This window comes from Streptomyces sp. NPDC002386 (assembly GCF_053593175.1).
Genome location: NZ_JBSFBX010000006.1, coordinates 333,866 through 353,025, shown reverse-complemented (window position 1 = coordinate 353,025; position 19,160 = coordinate 333,866). Strand labels below are relative to the sequence as shown.

General features: G+C 68.4%; 12 protein-coding genes. 6 read left to right on the top strand and 6 right to left on the bottom strand.

Translation table 11 applies throughout. The features are described 5' to 3' along the window. Positions 1–93: 93 nt before the first annotated feature. Positions 94–7,776 (bottom strand): DNRLRE domain-containing protein, encoded by a 7,683-nt coding sequence (locus ACWCPN_RS15580; protein ID WP_451206076.1) that lies wholly within the window; start codon positions 7,774–7,776, stop codon positions 94–96. A gap of 1,323 nt (positions 7,777–9,099) precedes the next feature. On the opposite strand from ACWCPN_RS15580, the gene ACWCPN_RS15575 reads away from it, so the two are divergent. Next, positions 9,100–9,576, top strand: coding sequence for a hypothetical protein (locus tag ACWCPN_RS15575; protein ID WP_451205930.1), 477 nt, complete (start codon positions 9,100–9,102; stop codon positions 9,574–9,576). A 56-nt stretch (positions 9,577–9,632) separates the two neighbouring features. Continuing rightward, entirely contained in the window at positions 9,633–10,616 is a 984-nt protein-coding gene (locus ACWCPN_RS15570; RefSeq protein ID WP_451205927.1) for a L,D-transpeptidase family protein, read from the top strand. 17 nt (positions 10,617–10,633) lie between these two features. Here ACWCPN_RS15570 and ACWCPN_RS15565 read toward each other — a convergent pair whose 3' ends face one another. Further along, the gene (locus ACWCPN_RS15565; protein ID WP_451205924.1) at positions 10,634–11,275 is read right to left on the bottom strand and encodes a TetR/AcrR family transcriptional regulator; all 642 of its coding nucleotides are present in this window, start codon (positions 11,273–11,275) and stop codon (positions 10,634–10,636) included. 80 nt (positions 11,276–11,355) lie between these two features. On the opposite strand from ACWCPN_RS15565, the gene ACWCPN_RS15560 reads away from it, so the two are divergent. The 4 genes from ACWCPN_RS15560 (at position 11,356) to ACWCPN_RS15545 (ending at position 15,633) form a co-directional block, all read left to right on the top strand. Then, positions 11,356–12,138: an ATP-binding cassette domain-containing protein gene (locus ACWCPN_RS15560; RefSeq protein ID WP_451205920.1), complete on the top strand. Its 783-nt coding sequence runs from the start codon at positions 11,356–11,358 to the stop codon at positions 12,136–12,138. Between the two features lie 9 nt (positions 12,139–12,147). Continuing rightward, positions 12,148–12,897: an ABC transporter permease gene (locus ACWCPN_RS15555; protein ID WP_199212026.1), complete on the top strand. Its 750-nt coding sequence runs from the start codon at positions 12,148–12,150 to the stop codon at positions 12,895–12,897. Between the two features lie 13 nt (positions 12,898–12,910). Then, the gene (locus ACWCPN_RS15550) at positions 12,911–13,483 is read left to right on the top strand and encodes a cob(I)yrinic acid a,c-diamide adenosyltransferase (protein ID WP_451205917.1); all 573 of its coding nucleotides are present in this window, start codon (positions 12,911–12,913) and stop codon (positions 13,481–13,483) included. A gap of 329 nt (positions 13,484–13,812) precedes the next feature. Continuing rightward, positions 13,813–15,633, top strand: coding sequence for a glycosyl hydrolase family 18 protein (locus ACWCPN_RS15545; RefSeq protein WP_451205914.1), 1,821 nt, complete (start codon positions 13,813–13,815; stop codon positions 15,631–15,633). A 69-nt stretch (positions 15,634–15,702) separates the two neighbouring features. On the opposite strand, the gene ACWCPN_RS15540 is transcribed toward ACWCPN_RS15545, so the two are convergent. The 4 genes from ACWCPN_RS15540 to ACWCPN_RS15525 form a co-directional block, all read right to left on the bottom strand. Then, positions 15,703–16,149 (bottom strand): DUF2550 domain-containing protein, encoded by a 447-nt coding sequence (locus tag ACWCPN_RS15540; RefSeq protein ID WP_199212023.1) that lies wholly within the window; start codon positions 16,147–16,149, stop codon positions 15,703–15,705. A gap of 153 nt (positions 16,150–16,302) precedes the next feature. Further along, positions 16,303–16,680, bottom strand: a complete 378-nt coding sequence (locus ACWCPN_RS15535; RefSeq protein ID WP_094216090.1) for a F0F1 ATP synthase subunit epsilon — start codon at positions 16,678–16,680, stop codon at positions 16,303–16,305. A gap of 111 nt (positions 16,681–16,791) precedes the next feature. Continuing rightward, entirely contained in the window at positions 16,792–18,228 is a 1,437-nt protein-coding gene (gene atpD, locus ACWCPN_RS15530) for a F0F1 ATP synthase subunit beta (protein ID WP_392295835.1), read from the bottom strand. Then, a complete protein-coding gene (locus ACWCPN_RS15525; RefSeq protein WP_451205910.1) occupies positions 18,229–19,146 on the bottom strand; it encodes a F0F1 ATP synthase subunit gamma in 918 nt (305 codons plus the stop codon). Positions 19,147–19,160: the final 14 nt, after the last annotated feature.

Here is a 19,160-nt window from a genome sequence, read left to right as displayed (position 1 = left end):
TGAAATCCTAGCATCAGCCGGCGAAGCGCAACGGACCGCGCCGGGACGCAAAGACATCCCGGCACGGCCCGCGCATCGTTCACGAACAGGTCTTTACCAGTTCGTCATTTCCTCGACCCGGACGCTTATATCCAGATCGTTCTCCTCGAATATCTTGCGGGCCGCCTTGGCCGCCTTTTCATTCGACATGACCCACTCGACGGCCTTGCCGTTCGCGGCCTCCACCTGACGCGTTCCCTGTTCCAGGAACTTCTCCGTCAGCAGCTTGGTCGGGTTGCCGTCGGCATCGATCCACTTGCCGTTGGAGTAACCGAACTTCACCTCGATCAGCTTCTTGAGCTTCTGGTTCCAGCCGTCGAACTTCACGGGCCGCTTGGTCGCCGGGTTGATGACCTCGTACTCGTAGCCGTTGTCGACTCCGGTGACCTGCTGCTCGAACCGCGACCAGGCGCCGTCCGAGTTGCCCCGGTTGACGTGCTTCCAGTTTCCGGGTCCGTCTTCGGCGCCCGACGGGGTCCGGGTACTCGCCCCGGATCCGCCTCCTTCACCGCCGGACTCGCGCAGCGCGGTCAGATCGTTGTTCAGTCCGACCGCTCCGTCGACGACCAGCGCCGATCCGGCCGCGATGCGCGAAGCGCCGGCGATCACGGCACCGGCACCCACGACGCACGCGGCGCCGACCGTCTCGATGCCGCCACCGATGCAGACACCGACACCGCTGGCGATCATGGAGAAGCCACCGGTGATGTTCCCGGCCCCGGCGATGATCTCCGCCGTGTGGGCCGCGGCGTCGACCAGCGTTCCCGCGTTGTCGCCGACCCATCCCGCCGCGTCGTCCAGCCAGCCGTGGCCGTCGAGCTCGACGCGGCTGGTGGGGTTGCCACCGGTGAACGCGTACCGGTTGCCGGTGTACGGGTCCGCGCCGAGGCCCATGTCGGCGAGTGCGCCCGTGTACAGGTCCCGCGAGGCGAAGCGGTTCAGCCCCGGGCTGTAGTCACGGAAGCCCATGTCGTAGGTGCCGGACTGGGCGTCCCAGCGCTTGGCGTTGTAGCGGTAGGGGTTGTACTCCTCCTTCGTGGGGTCGGCGGCGTCGGGCTTGTCGATGCCGGTGAACTCGGACTCGTCGTCGGAGCCGTAGGCGGTGTAGCCGTACGTCGCCTTGGTGTCGCCGTTCTCGTCGGTGAGGGTCTCGACGTCGGTGTGGCTGTTGTAGCCGTAGTAGCCGTCCTCGGTCGTGCCGTCGCTGTTGTGCTTGATCTGCGACAGGCGCTCGCCCCACGGGCTGTACTGGTACGACTTGGTCAGCTGGCCGCCGACCTTCTCGTCCAGCACCTCGCCGGACAGCCCCAGGTACTCGTAGTCCGTCGTCTTACCGGCGGTTGTCTTCGAAGTGGTGCGGTCGAACGGGTCGAAGTCGTACGTGGTGGACTTCAGGGCACCCGTGTCGTCCGCCTTCTGGGACTCCACGACGTGGTCGAAGCCGTCGTACACAGTGCGTCCGACGACCTGGCCGCCGGCCGTGACCGACTCCTGCCGGCCGAACGGGTCGTAGGTGTAGTTCGCCGTGACGCCGTTGCTCGTGGCACTCAGCAGGCGGTTGCGGTCGTAGTCGTAGGTGGTCGTTGCACCCTTGATCGTCTGGCTGACGACGTTGGCGTTGTCGTCGTGGACGTACGTCTCCGTGCCCGCGCCGTTGCCGGTCTTCACCGCCTTCGCAAGCCGGTCGGCCGGGTCGTACGTGTAGTCCGTGGTGGACGACAGGTACGACGCGTGGTCGTCGGCGTTCATCTTCTTCGCCAAGTCCTGCGCCTTGTTCCCGTTGGGGTCGTAGGCGTAGGTGTGCGAGGAGACGAGGGTGCCGTTCGGCTTCTTCTCCGTCGTGGACCTGACCGGGCCGTCGAGGTAGTACGTGTAGTCGACCGTGTTGTCGTTGGCCTTGGTCTCACGGAGCTTCTGACCGCGGTCGGTGTAGGTGTACGACGTGACCTTCGGGGAGGCGTCCGTCGAGGACTTTCCGACCGAGACCGTGCTGACCAGTTCACGCAGGTCGTACGTGTACTTGGAGAACTGGTCCGGGTGCGTGACCGTGTCCTGCTGGCCGTCCACGTCGTACGTGTACGAGGTGGCCTTCTTCTCGGTCCCCGCCAGCGACTCGCTCACCTTCTGGACCTGGTTGAGGCCGGTGTACGTGATCGCGTAGGAGTCGATCGCCGCGCTCGACGAGCTGTCGTCGATCCGGGTCAGGTTGCCGTTGAGGTCGTAGGAGTAGTCGAAGTGCTTCTGCTCCGTGTCGGCCGGGTCGCCGCTGGTGTCGCGAACGAGCTTGACGCCGTCCGCGACCACCGTGCCGCCGCTGTTCTGGAACAACTGCAGCTTGGCGTCGTTGCCCTGCTTGTAGGGGTGGGAACCCAGCGTTACCCAGGTGCCCTGGTTCGCGCTCGCGCTCTGGTCGATCGTCTTGTCGGCAGTGCCGCCGTCGTACGTCAGGGTGTACTTCGCCGTGGTCGCGGCACCCGTGACCCCCGGGAACTTGACGTACGCGGTGTACGTGCCGTCCTTGGGGATGTTGAGCGTCCATGTGTAGGCGTCCGTGCCGGTACCGGCGGCGTGAGTCTCCTGGTTGTACCCCTGCTGGCCGGTGGTGTCTCCCTTGGTCCAGGTGCCGGTCTTCGACGTGTTCTGGGTGTCGGAGTTGTCCACCAGGACCACCGACTGCCCGACGGGGACACCGTCGTCCGACCGGGCCTTGAGACTGCCGTCGGCGTAGTACGACCACGTCATGGTCCGGTTGGACGAGCCGTCAGCGGCCGAGATGGTCCGCTTGGTCTGGCCGCCGGTGTTGTCGTAGTCGTAGTCGGTGACGATGGACCACGGGTCCGTGGCCTTCTTCACCCAGCCGTTGTCGAAGTAGCTGTAGGTGGTGTCGTTGCGGACCGTCTCGCCGTCCGACGGCGGCAGGGAGGTCTTGGCGACACGGCCGGCCTTGTCGTACGTCGTCTCTGTGTAGACGTTGGGATCGTTGTACCGGGCGTCCGCAGGGTCGTAGGGCTGGTACTGCTTGACCGGGCGGTTCAGCTCGTCGTAGTCGGTCCGGGCGGTGAAGGCGTCGGTGGAACCGGCCGCCGTCGCCCGCGGGCTGATCACCTTGGTGGTGTTGCCGACCTGGTCGTATTCGTACTTCGTCGTGCGGTACGTGATCGGCGAGGTGCCGTCGTGCGGGACCTTGACCTCGGTCTGCTTGCCTCGCTCGTCGTAGGTGATGAGCGTGGTGTTGTTCTCGGCATCCGTCGTCGAGATGGTCAGCGAGTCCTTGTCGTAGCCCCGCTTGGTGGTCTTGCCCGCCGCGTCGGTGATGACCGTCGGCCGGTGGTCGAGGTCGTAGTCGGTCTTCGCCGCGTAGTCGGTCGTGTCGGCGGTCGCGTTCTTCTTCGGGTCGATGACCTTGGTGACATTGCCGACATTGTCGTACTCGTACGAGACCTTGTCGCCCTCTGCATTGACGGCGGAGGTGAGCTGATAGATCTCGTCGAAATTGTTGGTCGTGAGGTAGTCGGCCGGATCCGTCGTCGTCGCCGTGCCCTTGGGCTCGGCCGTCGACTTCAGGTTGCCGACCTTGTCGTAGGTGTACGTCGAGGTACGCGGGGCGGTCTGGTTGTTCGCCGGAGCAGTCGCCGAGGCGACCTGGTCAGCAGCGTCGTACACCGCGGTCGACACGGCACCGTTGGGCGCCGTCGCCTGGGTGACGTTGTCGTTCGCGTCGTACACCGGCGCCGGAGTGGTGAGCAGGACACCGGCGTCCTGGTCCTTCGGCTCCGTCTTCACCAGCGGACGCCCGTACGTGTCGTACGCCTGCGTGGTCACCTTGCCGATGGCATCGGTGACCTGGGTGACCTGGCCCCGCTCGTCATAGAGGAAGGAGGTCGAGGCAGCCTTGGCATCGGTGATCTTCGCGGGATACCCGTTCGGATCGAAGCCGCTGTACGTGGTCGGGTTGCCGTTGGCGTCGGTGGCCTTGGTCAACTCGCCGTAGGCGTCGTAGTCGTATGACGTGGTGTAGTCACCCGCGGTGGCGGTGGCGACGCCCTTGGGGTCGGTGACCGTCTTCAGGTTGCCGAAGGTGTCGTAGCCGAACTGCCAGGCGCGGCCCTCGGGCGAGGTCTTGCGGAACAGGTCCGCGGAGAAGCCGTCGGCACGGGTCTGGTACTCGTACTTGGAGGCGTTCGCCGGCCACTTGGTGGAGTCGGTCACGCAGGTGGTCGTCTGGTCGGGCACGCCCGCCTTGTTGTTCTCCGCGTCGCGCTGCCAGAGCGGGTAGCCCGTCTTCTGGTCGTAGCAGTACGCGCTCTTGGCGCCGTTGTCCTCCTCCAGGTAGGTGACGTTGTTGTCCGCGTCCCAGCTCATCTTCGACGTCTGCGACTTGGCGTTCGTCGTCTGGACCGGGCGCCCGAAGTCGTCGGTCACATACTTCGTGGCGTGCGTCTCGGCGTCGGTGACGGTGGTGTCGGTGAACTTGGTGTTCGCCGTGTCGGCCGCGTAGGCGAATCCGGTGTCACCGCCGAGGCGGTCGGTGAGGGTCTTCGTCCACCAGTGGTACTTCGGGTCGTCACCGGCCTTGGGCTCGTAGTACGCGAGCTGGGTGCCGTGGCCGCGCGGGTCGGTGGCCTTGACCAGCTTGACGTTCTTGTTGCCCTGGGTGGCGTCGTAGGTGAACTTGAAGTCCTTCGGCTGGCCGGAGCCGTCACCGTCGGTGAACTGACCCAGCAGGCCCTTCGTCGTGTAGAAGAAGGAGACCTTCCGGCCCGAGATGTCCGTCATGGACTTCACGTGGTCGTAGATCTTGGAGTTGGTCAGGTTGCTGCCGCTGGCCTTGGCGCCCGTGTCGTCGATGTAGTCGTAGGACGCGTCGCCCTTCTCGTAGTAGTCGAGCGTCAGCGACTGCCGGGCGGCAGGGTCGGTGATGTAGGTGAGGAACTTGGTCGGCTTGTTGTTCGACTTGCGTTCCTCATAGGTGTACGTCTGCGTGTTGCCGTTCTTGTCGACAGCAGACGTCATGTAACCGTCGCAGCCGAACAGGAAACGGGTGCCGTCCGGGCGCAGGAGGGTCCAGGCGTCCGGTATCGGGTCCTTGTTCGGGGTGCAGTCCAGGCCCGCCTTCATGGTGATGCGGTAGTGGACGCCCGCCGGGGCCTTCCAGGTGCCGTCCGCCTGCTTGGTGAAGACGTGCGTGGTGCCGTCACCGTCCGGCAGACGGATCTCGGTGGCGTTCTGCACCGGGTTGGGGTGGAAGTCCAGGGCCGCACCGAGGCGGATGGGCCCGGCGAGCTGTACGGACCAGCCCGCACCCGACACCGTGTCGGACGTGTCCAGCGAGTTGTAGGCGAAGCGCGCGAACGTGGTCAGACCCCGGCCGGGGTTGGTGAACGCGTTGTACGACCACACGCTGTTGCCGGAGGCGAGGTTGTTCATCACGGTCGAACCGGCGCCGGTGTTCTTGCCGGTGTAGGAGTAGAACTTCTCCAGGCCCAGCGCGTTGGAGGTGGGGTCCTCCACGGCCACGTTCTGCTTGAGCGGCGGGATCGAGGTGTTCGTCGCCGACAGCCAGGACCCGTCCGAGACCTTCCGCACGTCCCAGCCGAGCACGTAGTCCGTGCGCTTGTTGCCGGAGTCGGAGTTGATCGGCGTCTTCACGGTCGCCTTGATCGTCGCCGACTGGCCGGGCGAGAGCGCCGGGATCGCGGTCGATGCCTGGTTGCCGCCCGTCGTCACGTCCGTGCCGTCGGGGAGCTGCCAGGTGTACGAGAGCTGCCGCTCACCGGCCGCCCACGCGCTCGACGTGGTGTTGGCGACCGTGAAGTCCACCGTGTACGTGGAGTTCGGGGTCATCCGGGCCGGGGTCTGCGGCGCGTAGTACGTGTCCGCGGTCGTGGAGTCGACGTAGATCACCCTGAGCAGCGGGCCGAGCTGCGGGTCGGGCGCCTCCGAGGACAGGAACAGCGACCGCTCCTGCGGCCCGGTCGCCGACTCGTCCTTCAGCTTGACCAGCGCGCCGTGGTTCGAGGTCGGCGTCTTGATCCAGCCCTGCGTCAGGGACGTCGCGTCCCACCAGTGCCGGCCGACCTCGGAGACCTGCGCCACGGTGTCCGACACGGTGCCGGCGTAGTCACCGCCGGCCGTGGTCCACGGCGTGGTGGAGGTGGCGTTGTTCCAGGTGGCCTGGGTCTCGTTGAAGTCCTTGTTCAGGCCGTGCAGCTCGTAGATCGCGCCGTTCGTGTCGGTCGTCGTCTCCGCGCCCCACATGAACAGGCGCGACTCGAGAACCGTGGCGGACGTCGGAATGCCGGACGTGGTGAACTTCATGGCCGCGCGGGCCTTGCCGTAGGTGGTGGAGTTGTTGCCCACCTCCAGCCACTTCTGACCCACACCGAACGACGCGATCGTGTCCTCGTTCGTGGTCGGCTGCCCGGAGGACAGCGTCGTGTCCGTCACGCCGGAGGTGCCCTGGATCAGCCGCATGGTGCGGCCCGCCTTCGGCACGCCCACGATGCGGGTCGGGGAACCCAGCAGCTGGCCGTTCTTCGTCTTCACGGCGAGCTGGTAGTAGTACGACCGGCCGATCTCGTCCGACGACGAGTCCGGCGTCGGGGTGGCGGTGGTGTCCGTGTAGGCGGTCGTCGACTTGCCGATCGGCGCCACCAACGTGGCCGCGGACGGCGTGAACGACTGCTGCGTGGAGCGGTGCAACTGGTACTCCACGATGTCCAGACCGCTGTCACCGGTGGTGTTGGAGTACGCCTTCCAGGACAGCTCCGGGCCCGTGCCGTGCACGACGGTCGGCGAGTTCAGCGTGGTGCCCACCTTGTCGTAGGTCACCGTCAGCCGCGGGATCGTCGCCGTCTCGCCGCCGTAGTCACCGTCACCGGACTCGTAGCGCGGGCCGCCGGTCGGCGCGCTCGCCGACTCGTCGGTGGCCTTGAGCACGAAGCCGTTGTTGGTGGACGTGCCGTTCAGCCACTGCTGCACGGTGTCGGTGACCGGGAACTTGTGCCACTGGTTGTACTCACCGGTGTTCTTCACGATCGACGCCGGGTTCACGAAGCGCATCGCGTCCGCGATCACCGCATGCGTGGCGTCGGTGTCCTTCAGGACGACCTTCCCGGCCGTGCCCTTCGCGAAGTTGATCTGCGAGCCGCTGTTCAGCGACGCCCACACACCGTTCGTACCGGCCGTCTGGTCCACCGTGTACGTCGCGGTGGGATCGCTGCTCGTCACCGTGAACGGGGCCGCCGCCGACCGGTCGGAGGCCTGCACGTAGTGCGTGTCCACCCGGTACGAGGCGGCCTCCGGCAGGTTCGGCTGCCAGGTGTAGGTGTCCCCGAGGACCGCGTCCTTGTTGTACAGGTAGTCGCCGTCGATGCCGTACGTCGTCGACCCCGGCTTCCACGATCCCACCGCGGCCGTAGTCCCGGCGTCCCCGTCGTCCACCTGGACGCTGGTGCCGGACAGCTCGCCCACCAGGGAGCTGGTGTTGGACCAGGTCGCCGTCGACTCGTCCCAGGCGCCTGTCGCCCGGTACGCACCGATCGCGACATCGTTGGCATTGGTGGTGTGCGCCTGGTCGAAGTACATCTCCAGACGGGCCGAGTCGATGCTCGTGCCCGACGGGATCTCGCTCAGCGGGAACTTGATCAGTGAACGCGAGATACCCGTGTCGGTCTTGCCCGCCGACAGCTTCCACGTCGTGTTGAAGTTCGTCGACGCCTGGTCCGACAGGACCATCGTGTCCTGCGAGTCCGACGGCGACGGCGCGATCGTGATCGTCGGGTCGATCACGACCGGGTACTGACGCTCCTTGGCGGCCAGCCACCTCGCGTCCGGCGTCACCGTCAGTGCCCAGGACTTGCCGTCCTTCGTGAGCTTCTGCGAGACCTTGGTGCTGTACGTCTCGCCGAAGACCGACTTCCGCGCCTTCGCCGCCTTGCTCGCGTCCGTCATGAACGGCGCCGGGATCACCATCACCGGCGTGTTCGGCAACTCACCGAACAGCGCGATCGAGCCGTCCTTGCGTGCCTTCGGCACCAGCCCGTCGGTGTCCAGCGTGAACGTGAACCGCACCGGCCCACTCGGGCGCTTCGCCAGGGTGATGTTCTCCTTCACCCGGCCCCGGCCCACGCCGTACTCCAGATCGGCCCCCTCGACGGCGTCCTTGTACGTGACCGTCGAACCCTTCGCCACCGGCCTCAAGGTGTCGGCGTCCTTGAGGCCGAGGGTGACCGAACGGCCGTCCGGCGACTGGAACTTGACCAGTCGGCCGGGGTGCGAGCCGAACCAGCTACGGCCCTCGTTGGCCGTGTTGGCGAAGTCGAAGCCCTTCGCGTCCGTCGCGTGGACGGTGGTGTCGATCGGCTTCCAGGAAGCCTTCTTGCCCGAGCCCGAACGGTACGACGTCGGCACCGCCGACAACTCCGCCTGCACCCGGCCGTCCGACATCCGCCAGAACCGCGCACTCGACGTACGACGGCTCTTCAGCTCCGCGACCCGCTTCGCCTTGGCCGCCCGCTTGCCCCTCGGCAGCTTCTGCCGGTCGGCGACCTCCAGCTCGTCGTGCGACGGAGGCGCCGCGAGCTCGTGCTCGTCGTCGTCAGCGCCGAACCAGCCTTTCAGGGTGTCGACTATCCCCTTTCCGTCACCATCACCGGAGTCCGTCGCCGCATATGCGACCTGCGGCAACGCGGTACTGACCACCGCGGAGACCGCAAGGCACGCGACAAGCCTGCCCAATCTGGGTTTCACCGCAACCCTTTCTTCGAGTTTTACGTCGTAAAAACCGGCAACGTGCACACAAGACTCCGAAGAAGAGCCAGGTCAGACGCAGCGGCGCCGCGGTTCTAATCACCCGGGTGATGCCGTGTCAAGTGAGCTCGCAAGTCCGACAATCCGCCCCTCGCTGGATTTCTCCGCCCGGTTTGTCCGCCCGCTTGCGACCGTCGCGCGCCATCACGTATAAGGGGCCGGTTCCGGAGCTGAAAGGGATTGTTCATGGGCGTGGAAAAGCCGTCGGCGGAATCTTCCGAGGAGAATTCGGAAACCGCTGAAGAAAGCGTGGAATCCGCGGGCACACCGGAGAAGGACCCGTCGCCCGCCGCCGCCGGACGCCGTCCGGACCGAGCCGGCCTGCTCGTCGCCGGCGGCGTGCTGGCCGCGTGCGCCGGGCTCGTGCTGTACGGCGTCCTTAACGGCGACGAGGACTCCGCTCCGGCCCGGCACCGGACGCCCACCGCCTCCGTCACCTACGAGGTGACCGGCACCGGCACCGCCGACCTCACCTTCCAGGCCCGCAGCGAGTCGGGGACGGCCACCGTGGTCCGGGGCGCCCGGCTGCCCTGGCACCGGACCGTCGAGGTTCCGGTCGGCCGGGACCCGCTCATCAGCATCGTGCTCGGCGAGGACGGCGGCACCGCGCACTGCGCGCTCGCCGTCCGCGGCCACCACGTCCAGAGCGCGACCGCCAGCGGGAACTTCGGCCGCGCCACCTGCTCCGGCTCCCTGCCCGCCCCGGAGGGCCCGAAGCAGGGCTGAGCCCCTCGCGCCGGCCGCCCGCCCCTCCCCCGCCCGCCCGCCCCACCCTCACCTCGATGAAGGGTCACTCCGTGCTGCCCGAGTCCTTCGTTCCGCTCGCCTCCCGGCCCGCCCCGGCCCGCCCCCGCAGGCTCCTCGCCACGGCCGCGGCAGGCGGTGCACTGCTCCTCGTAGCGGGCTGCGGAAGCGGCGACGCCGACGCCGGCCCGGCCGAACAGGTCGCCGCCGAGGCCACCGTCACGCCGGGTGCCTCGGCCACCGGGTCGGCGAGCGCGTCCGCGTCAGCGTCGGCATCCGCCACCGCTTCGGCCTCCGCCACGTCGTCCGCTTCGGCCGGACCGAGCAGCCGTGCCTCCTCGGACGGGACGCCCTCCGCCTCCGGCGCCCCCGCCCGTTCCGGTGGCGCTTCCGGCGCGGGCGCGGCGAGCCCGGGCACCGCGAGTGCGCCCGACTTCCCCGTCCCGGTCGAGGTCGGCGACGCCACCCAGATCATCACCGTCAAGGCGAGCGGCTCCTACGCCACGGTCACGGCCTGGGCCAAGGGAGCCTCCGGCTGGAAGGCGCAGTTCGGCACGAGTGCCGGGCGGGTCGGATCGAACGGCGTGACCAACGGGGCGACCCGGCGGCAGAGCACGTACACCACGCCGTCCGGGACCTACACCGTCACCGAGGGGTTCGGCGTCCAGGCGGGCGGCACGAGCATGCCGTACCACGTGGTGGGGTCCGACGACTGGTGGGTGGAGGACCCGCAGTCGAAGTACTACAACTCGATGCACGGCGAGGCGGGCGCCGACTTCCCGCTCACGGAGTCCGGCGACCGGGGCAGCGAGCACCTGGTCAACTACCCGACCCAGTACGCCAAGGCCCTCGTCATCAACTTCAACCGGTGGCCGGCCACCCCGGGCCGGGGTGCGGGGATCTTCCTGCACGTCAACGGATCGGGGGCGACGGCCGGCTGTGTGTCGGTGCCGCGCGCCACGATGGACGGCATCATGTCCTGGATCCGGCCCGCCGCCCACCCGCGCATCGCCATCGGCTGACGCGGGGCCCGGGCCGCTCAGGCCCCGGGGCGCACCGCGTACGTGAGGACCTGCTCGCTCAGCAGGTCCTCGATGTCGTCGAGGAGGGCGAGCACCTCCCGCGAGACATCGCGCGGATCGCGCCCCCTGACCATCTCGCGGCCGATGACCGCCATGACCGTACTGTGCGCCCAGGCGATCTGGCCGGCCATCAGATGCGGCAGGTCGTCGGCGTCCGCGGCGCCGGTCTCCTCGCGCAGCTCCCGCTCCAGGGTGGACTGCACCTCCTGGCCGATGCCCCACAGCCGGGAGCGCAGCGCGGGGGCCTCCTCGATGACCCTCATGAACGCGGCGTACCCGGGGATGAGCCCGACCCGCGGGGACACGGCCTCGACCTCCTCGCGCAGTTCGCGCAGCACCGCGGCGACCGCCGACTCGCCCACCGGGCGGCCGCGCACCCAGCGGGCCAGCCGGTCGGTCATACCGGCGGAGCGGTCGAAGAACAGGTCCTCCTTGGCCGGGAAGTAGTTGTAGACGGTGTTGACGGAGACGTCGGCCGCCTCGGCGATCTCCGCGACCGTCACCGCGTCGAACCCGCGCTCGACGAACAGCCCCGTGGCGACATCCGAGATGTACTGCCTGGTCTGCCGTTTCTTCCGCTCCCTGAGCCCCTCAGCCATGCCCGCATCCTAGCTTCGCTGGGACCGATGAAAAGTTGGGGTCATTGCAAAATTTCAGGGACTCTGTTTTTCTGTTCGCCATGGCAGTCATCAGCGCGGCCGGCCTGGCCCGCACCTTCCAGACGAAAGCCGGCCCGGTGGAGGCCGTACGGTGTGTCGACCTCGCCGTCCGGGAGGGCGAGATCCTCGGCCTCCTCGGACCCAACGGCGCCGGCAAGACCACCACCCTGCGGATGCTCACCACCCTGCTGAGGCCCACCGGGGGCGCGGCGACCGTCGCCGGGCACGACCTGGCCACCGATCCGGGCGGAGTGCGCCGGGTCTCCGGATACGTCGCCCAGTCCGGCGGGGTCGACCCGCAGATCACCGTCCGGGAGGAGCTGGTGACCCAGGCCCGGATGTACCGCCTGCCGAAGGCCGAGGCGGTCCGGCGCACCGCCGAACTCGCCCGCGAACTGGACCTCACCGCTCTGCTCGACCGCAGGACGGCCGCACTCTCCGGTGGGCAGCGGCGCCGCCTCGACATCGCGATGGCGCTCACCCACCGCCCGAAGGTGCTGTTCCTGGACGAGCCGACGACCGGCCTCGACCCCGGCAGCCGCGCCGACCTGTGGGACCTGGTCCGCGGGCTGCGCGACCGGCACGGCACGACCGTCTGCCTGACCACCCACTACCTGGACGAGGCCGACGCCCTTGCCGACCGCCTGGTCGTGGTCGACCGGGGTGTCGTGGTGGCCGACGGCACGCCCGGCGCGCTCAAGCTGGCGCACGGCGGCTCGATCGACGCCACCCTCCAGGACACCTTCCTCGCCATCACCGGCCGCGGTCCCGCCCCGGCCGACGCCGCCCCCGTCGCCGTTTAGGACGCCCGCATGCTGCTGCACGACACGGCCCTCGTCTACGGCCGCTATCTCCGCCAGTCCCTGCGCTCGCGTTTCGCCCTGCTCTTCGGTGTACTGACGCCTCTGCTGTACCTCCTCTTCTTCGGCCCGCTGCTCACCGGTCTGCCACTGGGCGGCGGGGGCAGCTCCTGGCAGATGCTGGTACCCGGGCTGCTGCTCCAGCTCGGCCTGTTCGGCGCCCTGTTCGCGGGCTTCACCGTCATCATGGAGAACGCCCAGGGGGTGCTGGAGCGGATGCGGGTGACCCCGGTCAGCCGTCTCGCCCTGCTCCTCGGCCGGGTCCTGCGGGATGCCACGGTCTTCGTCCTCCAGGCGGTGCTGCTGGTGCTGGCAGCGCTGGTGATGGGCCTGCGCGCGCCGCTGCCGGGCGTCCTCATCGGCTTCGCCTTCGTCGCCCTGCTCACCGTGTCGCTGGCCTCGCTGTCGTACGCGCTGGCGATGAAGGTGCGCACCCCGCAGGAGTTCGGGCCGCTGATCAACGCGGTGTCGATGCCGTCGATGCTGCTGTCCGGCCTGATGCTCCCGATGACCCTCGCGCCGGCCTGGCTGGACGCGCTCTCGCACTGCGTGCCGTTCCGCTATCTGGTGGACGCCGTCCGCGACGCCTACGTCGGCCGGTACGCGAGCGCGCACATGCTGTACGGCGGTCTCGTCGCGGTCGGATTCGCCGTGCTGACCGTGACGGTGGGCACACGCGTGTTCCGGACGGCCGGAGCGTAACTACGCTGGTCGCATGGTCAATCTGACGCGCATCTACACCAGGACCGGCGACCGGGGCACCACCGCCCTCGGCGACATGAGCAGGGTCGCCAAGACGGACCTCAGGATCTCGGCGTACGCCGACGCCAACGAGGCGAACGCGGTGCTCGGCACGGCGATCGCGCTGGGCGGCCTGGACGCGGAGGTCGTCGAGGTGCTCACCCGCGTCCAGAACGACCTGTTCGACGTGGGTGCCGACCTGTCGACGCCGGTGAAGGAGAACCCGGAGTTCCCGCCGCTGCGGGTCGAGCAGTTCTACATCGACCGGCTGGAGGCGGACTGCGACCGCTTCAACGAGCGGCTGGAGAAACTGCGCTCCTTCATCCTCCCCGGTGGCACCGCCGGCGCCGCCCTGCTGCACCAGGCGTGCACGGTGGTCCGCCGGGCCGAGCGCTCCACCTGGGCGGCGCTGGAGGCGCACGGCGAGGTGATGAACCCGCTGACCGCGACCTACCTGAACCGCCTGTCCGACCTGCTCTTCATCCTGGCCCGGACGGCGAACAAGGAGACCGGCGACGTGCTCTGGGTACCGGGCGGGGAGCGCTAGCCGTACGGCCGGGCGACCGGCGAGGCCACACTTCCGCGGCCCGCGTCCTTCCACTCGTGGAGGGCGCGGGCCGCGCCGTTCTTCCGGGGCCGCCCGGACGGCCGGCCGCCGGGGGAAGGCGCACGTCAGCCGTCCACCGGGGAAGCCGGAGCCTCTCCACCGGGGGCAAGCCGTGGTGCTGGCAGAGGAGTTGGGGATGCGGACGGAGCCGCGTACCAAGTGGTCCAGACCTATTGACCACGTGGTCCAGACCTTTCTATTCTCGCGGCACCGTGGGCGTGAAGGCTCAGTCATGCCCCTGACACCCCCAACGAAGAGGGAGGCGCAGCATGCGCTTCAGACACAGAGCCGCGGCAGGGTTCGCGACCCTGTTGCTCCCCCTGGCCGGCCTCGTCGGACTCGCGAGCCCCGCCCAGGCCGCGGCCAACGCGACGGCGAGCTTCACCAAGACCAGCGACTGGGGCACCGGCTTCGGCGGTCAGTGGACCGTCAAGAACACCGGCACCAGCGCCATCAGTTCCTGGACCGTCGAGTGGGACTTCCCCTCCGGTACGTCCGTCACCTCCGCGTGGGACGCGGACGTCACGAACTCCGGCACCCACTGGACCGCCAAGAACAAGTCCTACAACGGCGGCATCGCCCCCGGCGCCTCCGTCTCCTTCGGCTTCAACGGCGCGGGCCCCGGCTCGCCGTCCAACTGCAAGCTGAACGGCGACAGCTGCGACGGCACCACCGTCCCCGGTGACGCGGCGCCCTCCGCCCCCGGCACCCCGACCGCCTCCGGCATCACCGACACCTCGGTGAAGATCGCCTGGGGCGCGGCCACCGACGACAAGGGCGTCAAGAACTACGACGTCCTGCGCGACGGCAAGGTCGTCTCCACGGTGACGGCCACCTCGTACACCGACACCGGGCTGACCGCCGGCACCGACTACTCCTACACCGTGCGGGCCCGCGACACCGCCGACCAGACCGGCCCGGTCAGCGGCGCGGTCGCCGTGCACACCACCGGCGGCGGCACCACTCCCCCGCCCACCGGCGACAAGGTCAAGCTCGGCTACTTCACCGAGTGGGGCATCTACGGCCGCAACTACAACGTCAAGAACCTGGTGACGTCCGGCTCCGCCGCCAAGATCACGCACATCAACTACGCCTTCGGCAACGTGACCGGCGGCAAGTGCGCGATCGGCGACTCCTACGCCGACTACGACAAGGCGTTCACCGCCGACCAGTCCGTCAGCGGCGCCGCCGACACCTGGGACCAGCCGCTGCGCGGCAACTTCAACCAGCTCCGTCAGCTCAAGGCCAAGTACCCCAACATCAAGGTGCTGTGGTCCTTCGGCGGCTGGACCTGGTCCGGCGGCTTCGGCGAGGCCGCGAAGAACCCGGCCGCCTTCGCGCAGTCCTGCTACGACCTGGTCGAGGACCCCCGCTGGGCCGACGTCTTCGACGGCATCGACATCGACTGGGAGTACCCGAACGCCTGCGGACTGAGCTGCGACACCAGCGGGGCGGCGGCCTTCAAGAACCTGATGGCCGCGCTGCGCGCCAAGTTCGGCACCGGCAACCTGGTCACCGCGGCCACCACCGCCGACGGCTCGAACGGCGGCAAGATCGAGGCGGCCGACTACGCCGGCGCCGCGAGCTCGGTCGACTGGTACAACGTGATGACGTACGACTTCTTCGGAGCCTGGGACGCCAAGGGCCCGACCGCCCCGCACTCCCCGCTCACCTCGTACTCCGGCATCCCGAAGGACGGCTTCACCACCGCCGACGCGATGGCCAAGTTCAAGGCGATCGGCGTTCCGGCGAAGAAGCTGCTCATCGGCATCGGCTTCTACGGCCGCGGCTGGACCGGTGTCACCCAGGACGCCCCGGGCGGCACGGCCACGGGCCCGGCGGCGGGCACCTACGAGCAGGGCATCGAGGACTACAAGGTCCTCAAGACGTCCTGCCCGGCCACCGGCACCGTCGCCGGCACGGCGTACGCGCACTGCGGGAGCAACTGGTGGTCCTACGACACCCCCGCCACCATCGCGTCCAAGATGACCTGGGCCAAGAACCAGGGCCTGGGCGGCGCGTTCTTCTGGGAGTTCAGCGGTGACACCAGCAACGGAGAACTGGTGAGCGCCATCAGCAACAACCTGTAGAGCACCCGAGCCACATCGACGCTCCCCCGGACGTCGTCCGGGGGACCCCCACACAGCGGGTGAACGCGGCTACGCCACGTTCACCCGCTGACCGGGCGGGGCCGCTTCCAGCCACGCGAGGAACCCGGTCAGCGCGTCTTCGCTCATCGCCAGTTCGAGGCGCGTGCCGCGGTGCGTGCAGGCGAGGATCACCGCGTCGGAGAGCAGCGCCAGTTCCTCCTCGCCCTCCGGGAGCCGGCGGCCGGCCACCTCGATGGCGGCGCGCTCCATGACACGGCGCGGGCGCAGGGCGTAGGAGAAGACCCGGTACCACTCGATCCGGTCGCCGTTGTAGCGGGCGACGCCGTAGCTCCAGCCCTTGCCGCCGGCGTCCGGCTTCTCGGGCACGTCCCAGCGCAGCGAACAGTCGAAGGTTCCGCCGGAGCGCTGGATCAGTCTGCGGCGCAGGCCGAACAGGAACAGTCCCACCACCACGAGCAAGACCACGATCCCGCACACAGTCAGAGCGAGGACCATCGGCACCGACCTCCTCGTCTCCCGAACAGTGTCACTGCGCTAACAACTGAGTAATGAAACCGAAAAAACACCCACATCTGCCTCAGCCGCGGTCGGTACCGGATTGCTCCGGACCGACCGCGGCTGAGTGACGTCATCACACCGCGCGCTGGATCAACGCGCCGCCGTCGCCGCCCTCAGACGGACGTCGGCGCGGCGCTCTGCCTCCGCGTCGTCCTCCGCCTTCGCGCGCTCGAGCTCGCGCTCCGTGCGCTGGACATCGATCTCGTCCGACAGCTCGGCGATCTCGGCCAGCAGCGACAGCTTGTTGTCGGCGAACGAGATGAAACCGCCGTGCACCGCGGCGACGACCGTTCCACCATCACTCGTACGGATGGTCACCGGGCCCGACTCCAGCACACCGAGCAGCGGCTGGTGACCGGGCATGACGCCGATGTCGCCGGACGTGGTGCGCGCGACGACCAGGGTGGCCTCGCCGGACCAGACCTGGCGGTCGGCGGCGACCAGCTCGACGTGCAGCTCAGCAGCCAAGGGTGGCTCCTCGGGTCACCACCCGGCGGGGGTGCCGGGTGTTGGGGTCAATTCTAGGGGGCGTGGGTGAGGGGGCGGGACGCACCCGCCCCCTCACCGAGAGCACGGGGCTCAGGAGACGCCCAGCTCCTTGGCGTTGTTCTTGAGGTCCTCAAGACCACCGCACATGAAGAACGCCTGCTCCGGGAAGTGGTCGTACTCGCCGTCGCAGATCGCGTTGAACGCCGCGATCGACTCGTCCAGCGGCACGTCCGAACCGTCCACGCCGGTGAACTGCTTGGCGACGTGGGTGTTCTGGGACAGGAAGCGCTCCACGCGACGGGCACGGTGGACGACGAGCTTGTCCTCCTCGCCGAGCTCGTCGATACCGAGGATCGCGATGATGTCCTGGAGGTCCTTGTACTTCTGCAGGATCGTCTTCACGCGCATGGCCGCGTTGTAGTGATCCGCGGCGATGTAGCGCGGGTCCAGGATCCGGGACGTGGAGTCCAGCGGGTCCACGGCCGGGTAGATGCCCTTCTCGGAGATCGGACGGGAGAGAACCGTCGTCGCGTCGAGGTGGGCGAAGGTGGTCGCCGGGGCCGGGTCGGTCAGGTCGTCGGCGGGGACGTAGATCGCCTGCATCGAGGTGATCGAGTGACCGCGGGTCGACGTGATGCGCTCCTGGAGGAGACCCATCTCGTCGGCCAGGTTCGGCTGGTAACCCACCGCGGACGGCATACGGCCGAGCAGGGTGGAGACCTCGGAACCGGCCTGCGTGAAGCGGAAGATGTTGTCGATGAAGAACAGCACGTCCTGCTTCTGGACGTCACGGAAGTACTCGGCCATGGTGAGGCCGGCCAGCGCGACGCGCAGACGGGTGCCCGGGGGCTCGTCCATCTGACCGAAGACCAGAGCGGTCTTGTCGATGACGCCGGAGTCCGACATCTCCTCGATCAGGTCGTTGCCCTCACGGGTGCGCTCACCGACACCGGCGAACACGGAGACACCGTCGTGGTTGTTGGCGACACGGTAGATCATCTCCTGGATGAGCACCGTCTTGCCGACGCCGGCACCGCCGAACAGACCGATCTTGCCGCCCTTGACGTACGGGGTCAGCAGGTCGATGACCTTGACGCCGGTCTCGAACATCTCGGTCTTCGACTCGAGCTCGTCGAAGTTCGGGGCCTTGCGGTGGATGCCCCAGCGCTCGCCGTCGTACTGCTCGTCGACGTTCAGCACCTCACCGAGGGTGTTGAACACCTTGCCCTTGGTGAAGTCGCCGACCGGCACCGTGATGGAGTTGCCGGTGTCGACGACCGGGGCCTGGCGGACCAGACCGTCGGTGGGCTGCATGGAGATGGTGCGGACCAGGCCGTCACCCAGGTGCTGGGCGACCTCCAGGGTCAGCGTCTTCTTCTCGCCGGCCTTGGCCGGGTCGGCCACCTCGACGTGAAGGGCGTTGTAGATGTCCGGCATCGCGTCGACGGGGAACTCCACGTCGACGACCGGGCCGATGACCCGGGCGACGCGGCCCGTAGCCGTCGCGGTCTCAACAGTGGTGGTCATTTATCGGTCACTCCCCGCGGTCGCGTCGGCCAGGGCGCTGGCGCCACCGACGATCTCGCTGATTTCCTGGGTGATTTCGGCCTGGCGGGCCGCGTTGGCAAGACGGGAGAGCGTGTTGATCAGCTCACCCGCGTTGTCGGTGGCCGACTTCATCGCGCGCCGCGTGGCGGCGTGCTTCGAAGCGGCCGACTGGAGCAGCGCGTTGTAGATCCGGCTCTCCACGTAGCGCGGCAGCAGGGCGTCGAGGACGTCCTCCGCCGACGGCTCGAAGTCGTACAGCGGGAGGATCTCGCCCTTGGGGACGGCCTCCTCGGCGACCTCTTCGAGACGCAGCGGCAGCAGCCTGGCGTCGAGCGCGGTCTGCGTCATCATCGAGACGAACTCGGTGTAGACGATGTGGAGTTCGTCCACGCCGCCGTTCGCCGTCTCCTTCTCGATGGCCTCGATCAGGGGCGCCGCGACCTTCTTGGCGTCCGCGTACGAGGGCTCGTCGGTGAAGCCCGTGAACGACTCCGCGACCTTGCGCTCACGGAAGTTGTAGTGGGCGACACCACGCCGGCCGACGATGTACGTGTCGACCTGCTTGCCCTCGCGCTCCAGGCGCTCGGTCAGCTGCTCCGCCGCCTTGATGGCGTTGGAGTTGAAGGCACCGGCGAGACCGCGGTCGCTCGTGAGGAGCAGAACCGCGGCGCGGGCCGGGTTCTCCGCCTCGGTGGTGAGCGGGTGCTTGGTGTTCGAACCCGTACCGACCGCCGTGACCGCACGCGTCAGCTCGGTCGCGTACGGCGTGGAGGCCGCCACCTTGCGCTGCGCCTTGACGACGCGCGAGGCGGCGATCATCTCCATCGCCTTGGTGATCTTCTTGGTCGCGCTGACGGATCGGATGCGACGCTTGTAGACCCGGAGCTGGGCTCCCATGAGTCAGGTCCCTT

What these genes read in the sequence shown, in the direction of transcription:
- ACWCPN_RS15580 (WP_451206076.1), bottom strand. Translation starts at nt 7,776, where the DNA reads ATGGTCCTGTCGGACCAGGCGTCGACGAACTTCAACACGACGTGGAAG.
- ACWCPN_RS15525 (WP_451205910.1), bottom strand. Translation starts at nt 19,146, where the DNA reads ATGGGAGCCCAGCTCCGGGTCTACAAGCGTCGCATCCGATCCGTCAGC.
- ACWCPN_RS15555 (WP_199212026.1), top strand. Translation starts at nt 12,148, where the DNA reads ATGCTGCTGCACGACACGGCCCTCGTCTACGGCCGCTATCTCCGCCAG.
- ACWCPN_RS15550 (WP_451205917.1), top strand. Translation starts at nt 12,911, where the DNA reads ATGGTCAATCTGACGCGCATCTACACCAGGACCGGCGACCGGGGCACC.
- ACWCPN_RS15560 (WP_451205920.1), top strand. Translation starts at nt 11,356, where the DNA reads ATGGCAGTCATCAGCGCGGCCGGCCTGGCCCGCACCTTCCAGACGAAA.
- atpD (WP_392295835.1), bottom strand. Translation starts at nt 18,228, where the DNA reads ATGACCACCACTGTTGAGACCGCGACGGCTACGGGCCGCGTCGCCCGG.
- ACWCPN_RS15565 (WP_451205924.1), bottom strand. Translation starts at nt 11,275, where the DNA reads ATGGCTGAGGGGCTCAGGGAGCGGAAGAAACGGCAGACCAGGCAGTAC.
- ACWCPN_RS15545 (WP_451205914.1), top strand. Translation starts at nt 13,813, where the DNA reads ATGCGCTTCAGACACAGAGCCGCGGCAGGGTTCGCGACCCTGTTGCTC.
- ACWCPN_RS15540 (WP_199212023.1), bottom strand. Translation starts at nt 16,149, where the DNA reads ATGGTCCTCGCTCTGACTGTGTGCGGGATCGTGGTCTTGCTCGTGGTG.
- ACWCPN_RS15570 (WP_451205927.1), top strand. Translation starts at nt 9,633, where the DNA reads ATGAAGGGTCACTCCGTGCTGCCCGAGTCCTTCGTTCCGCTCGCCTCC.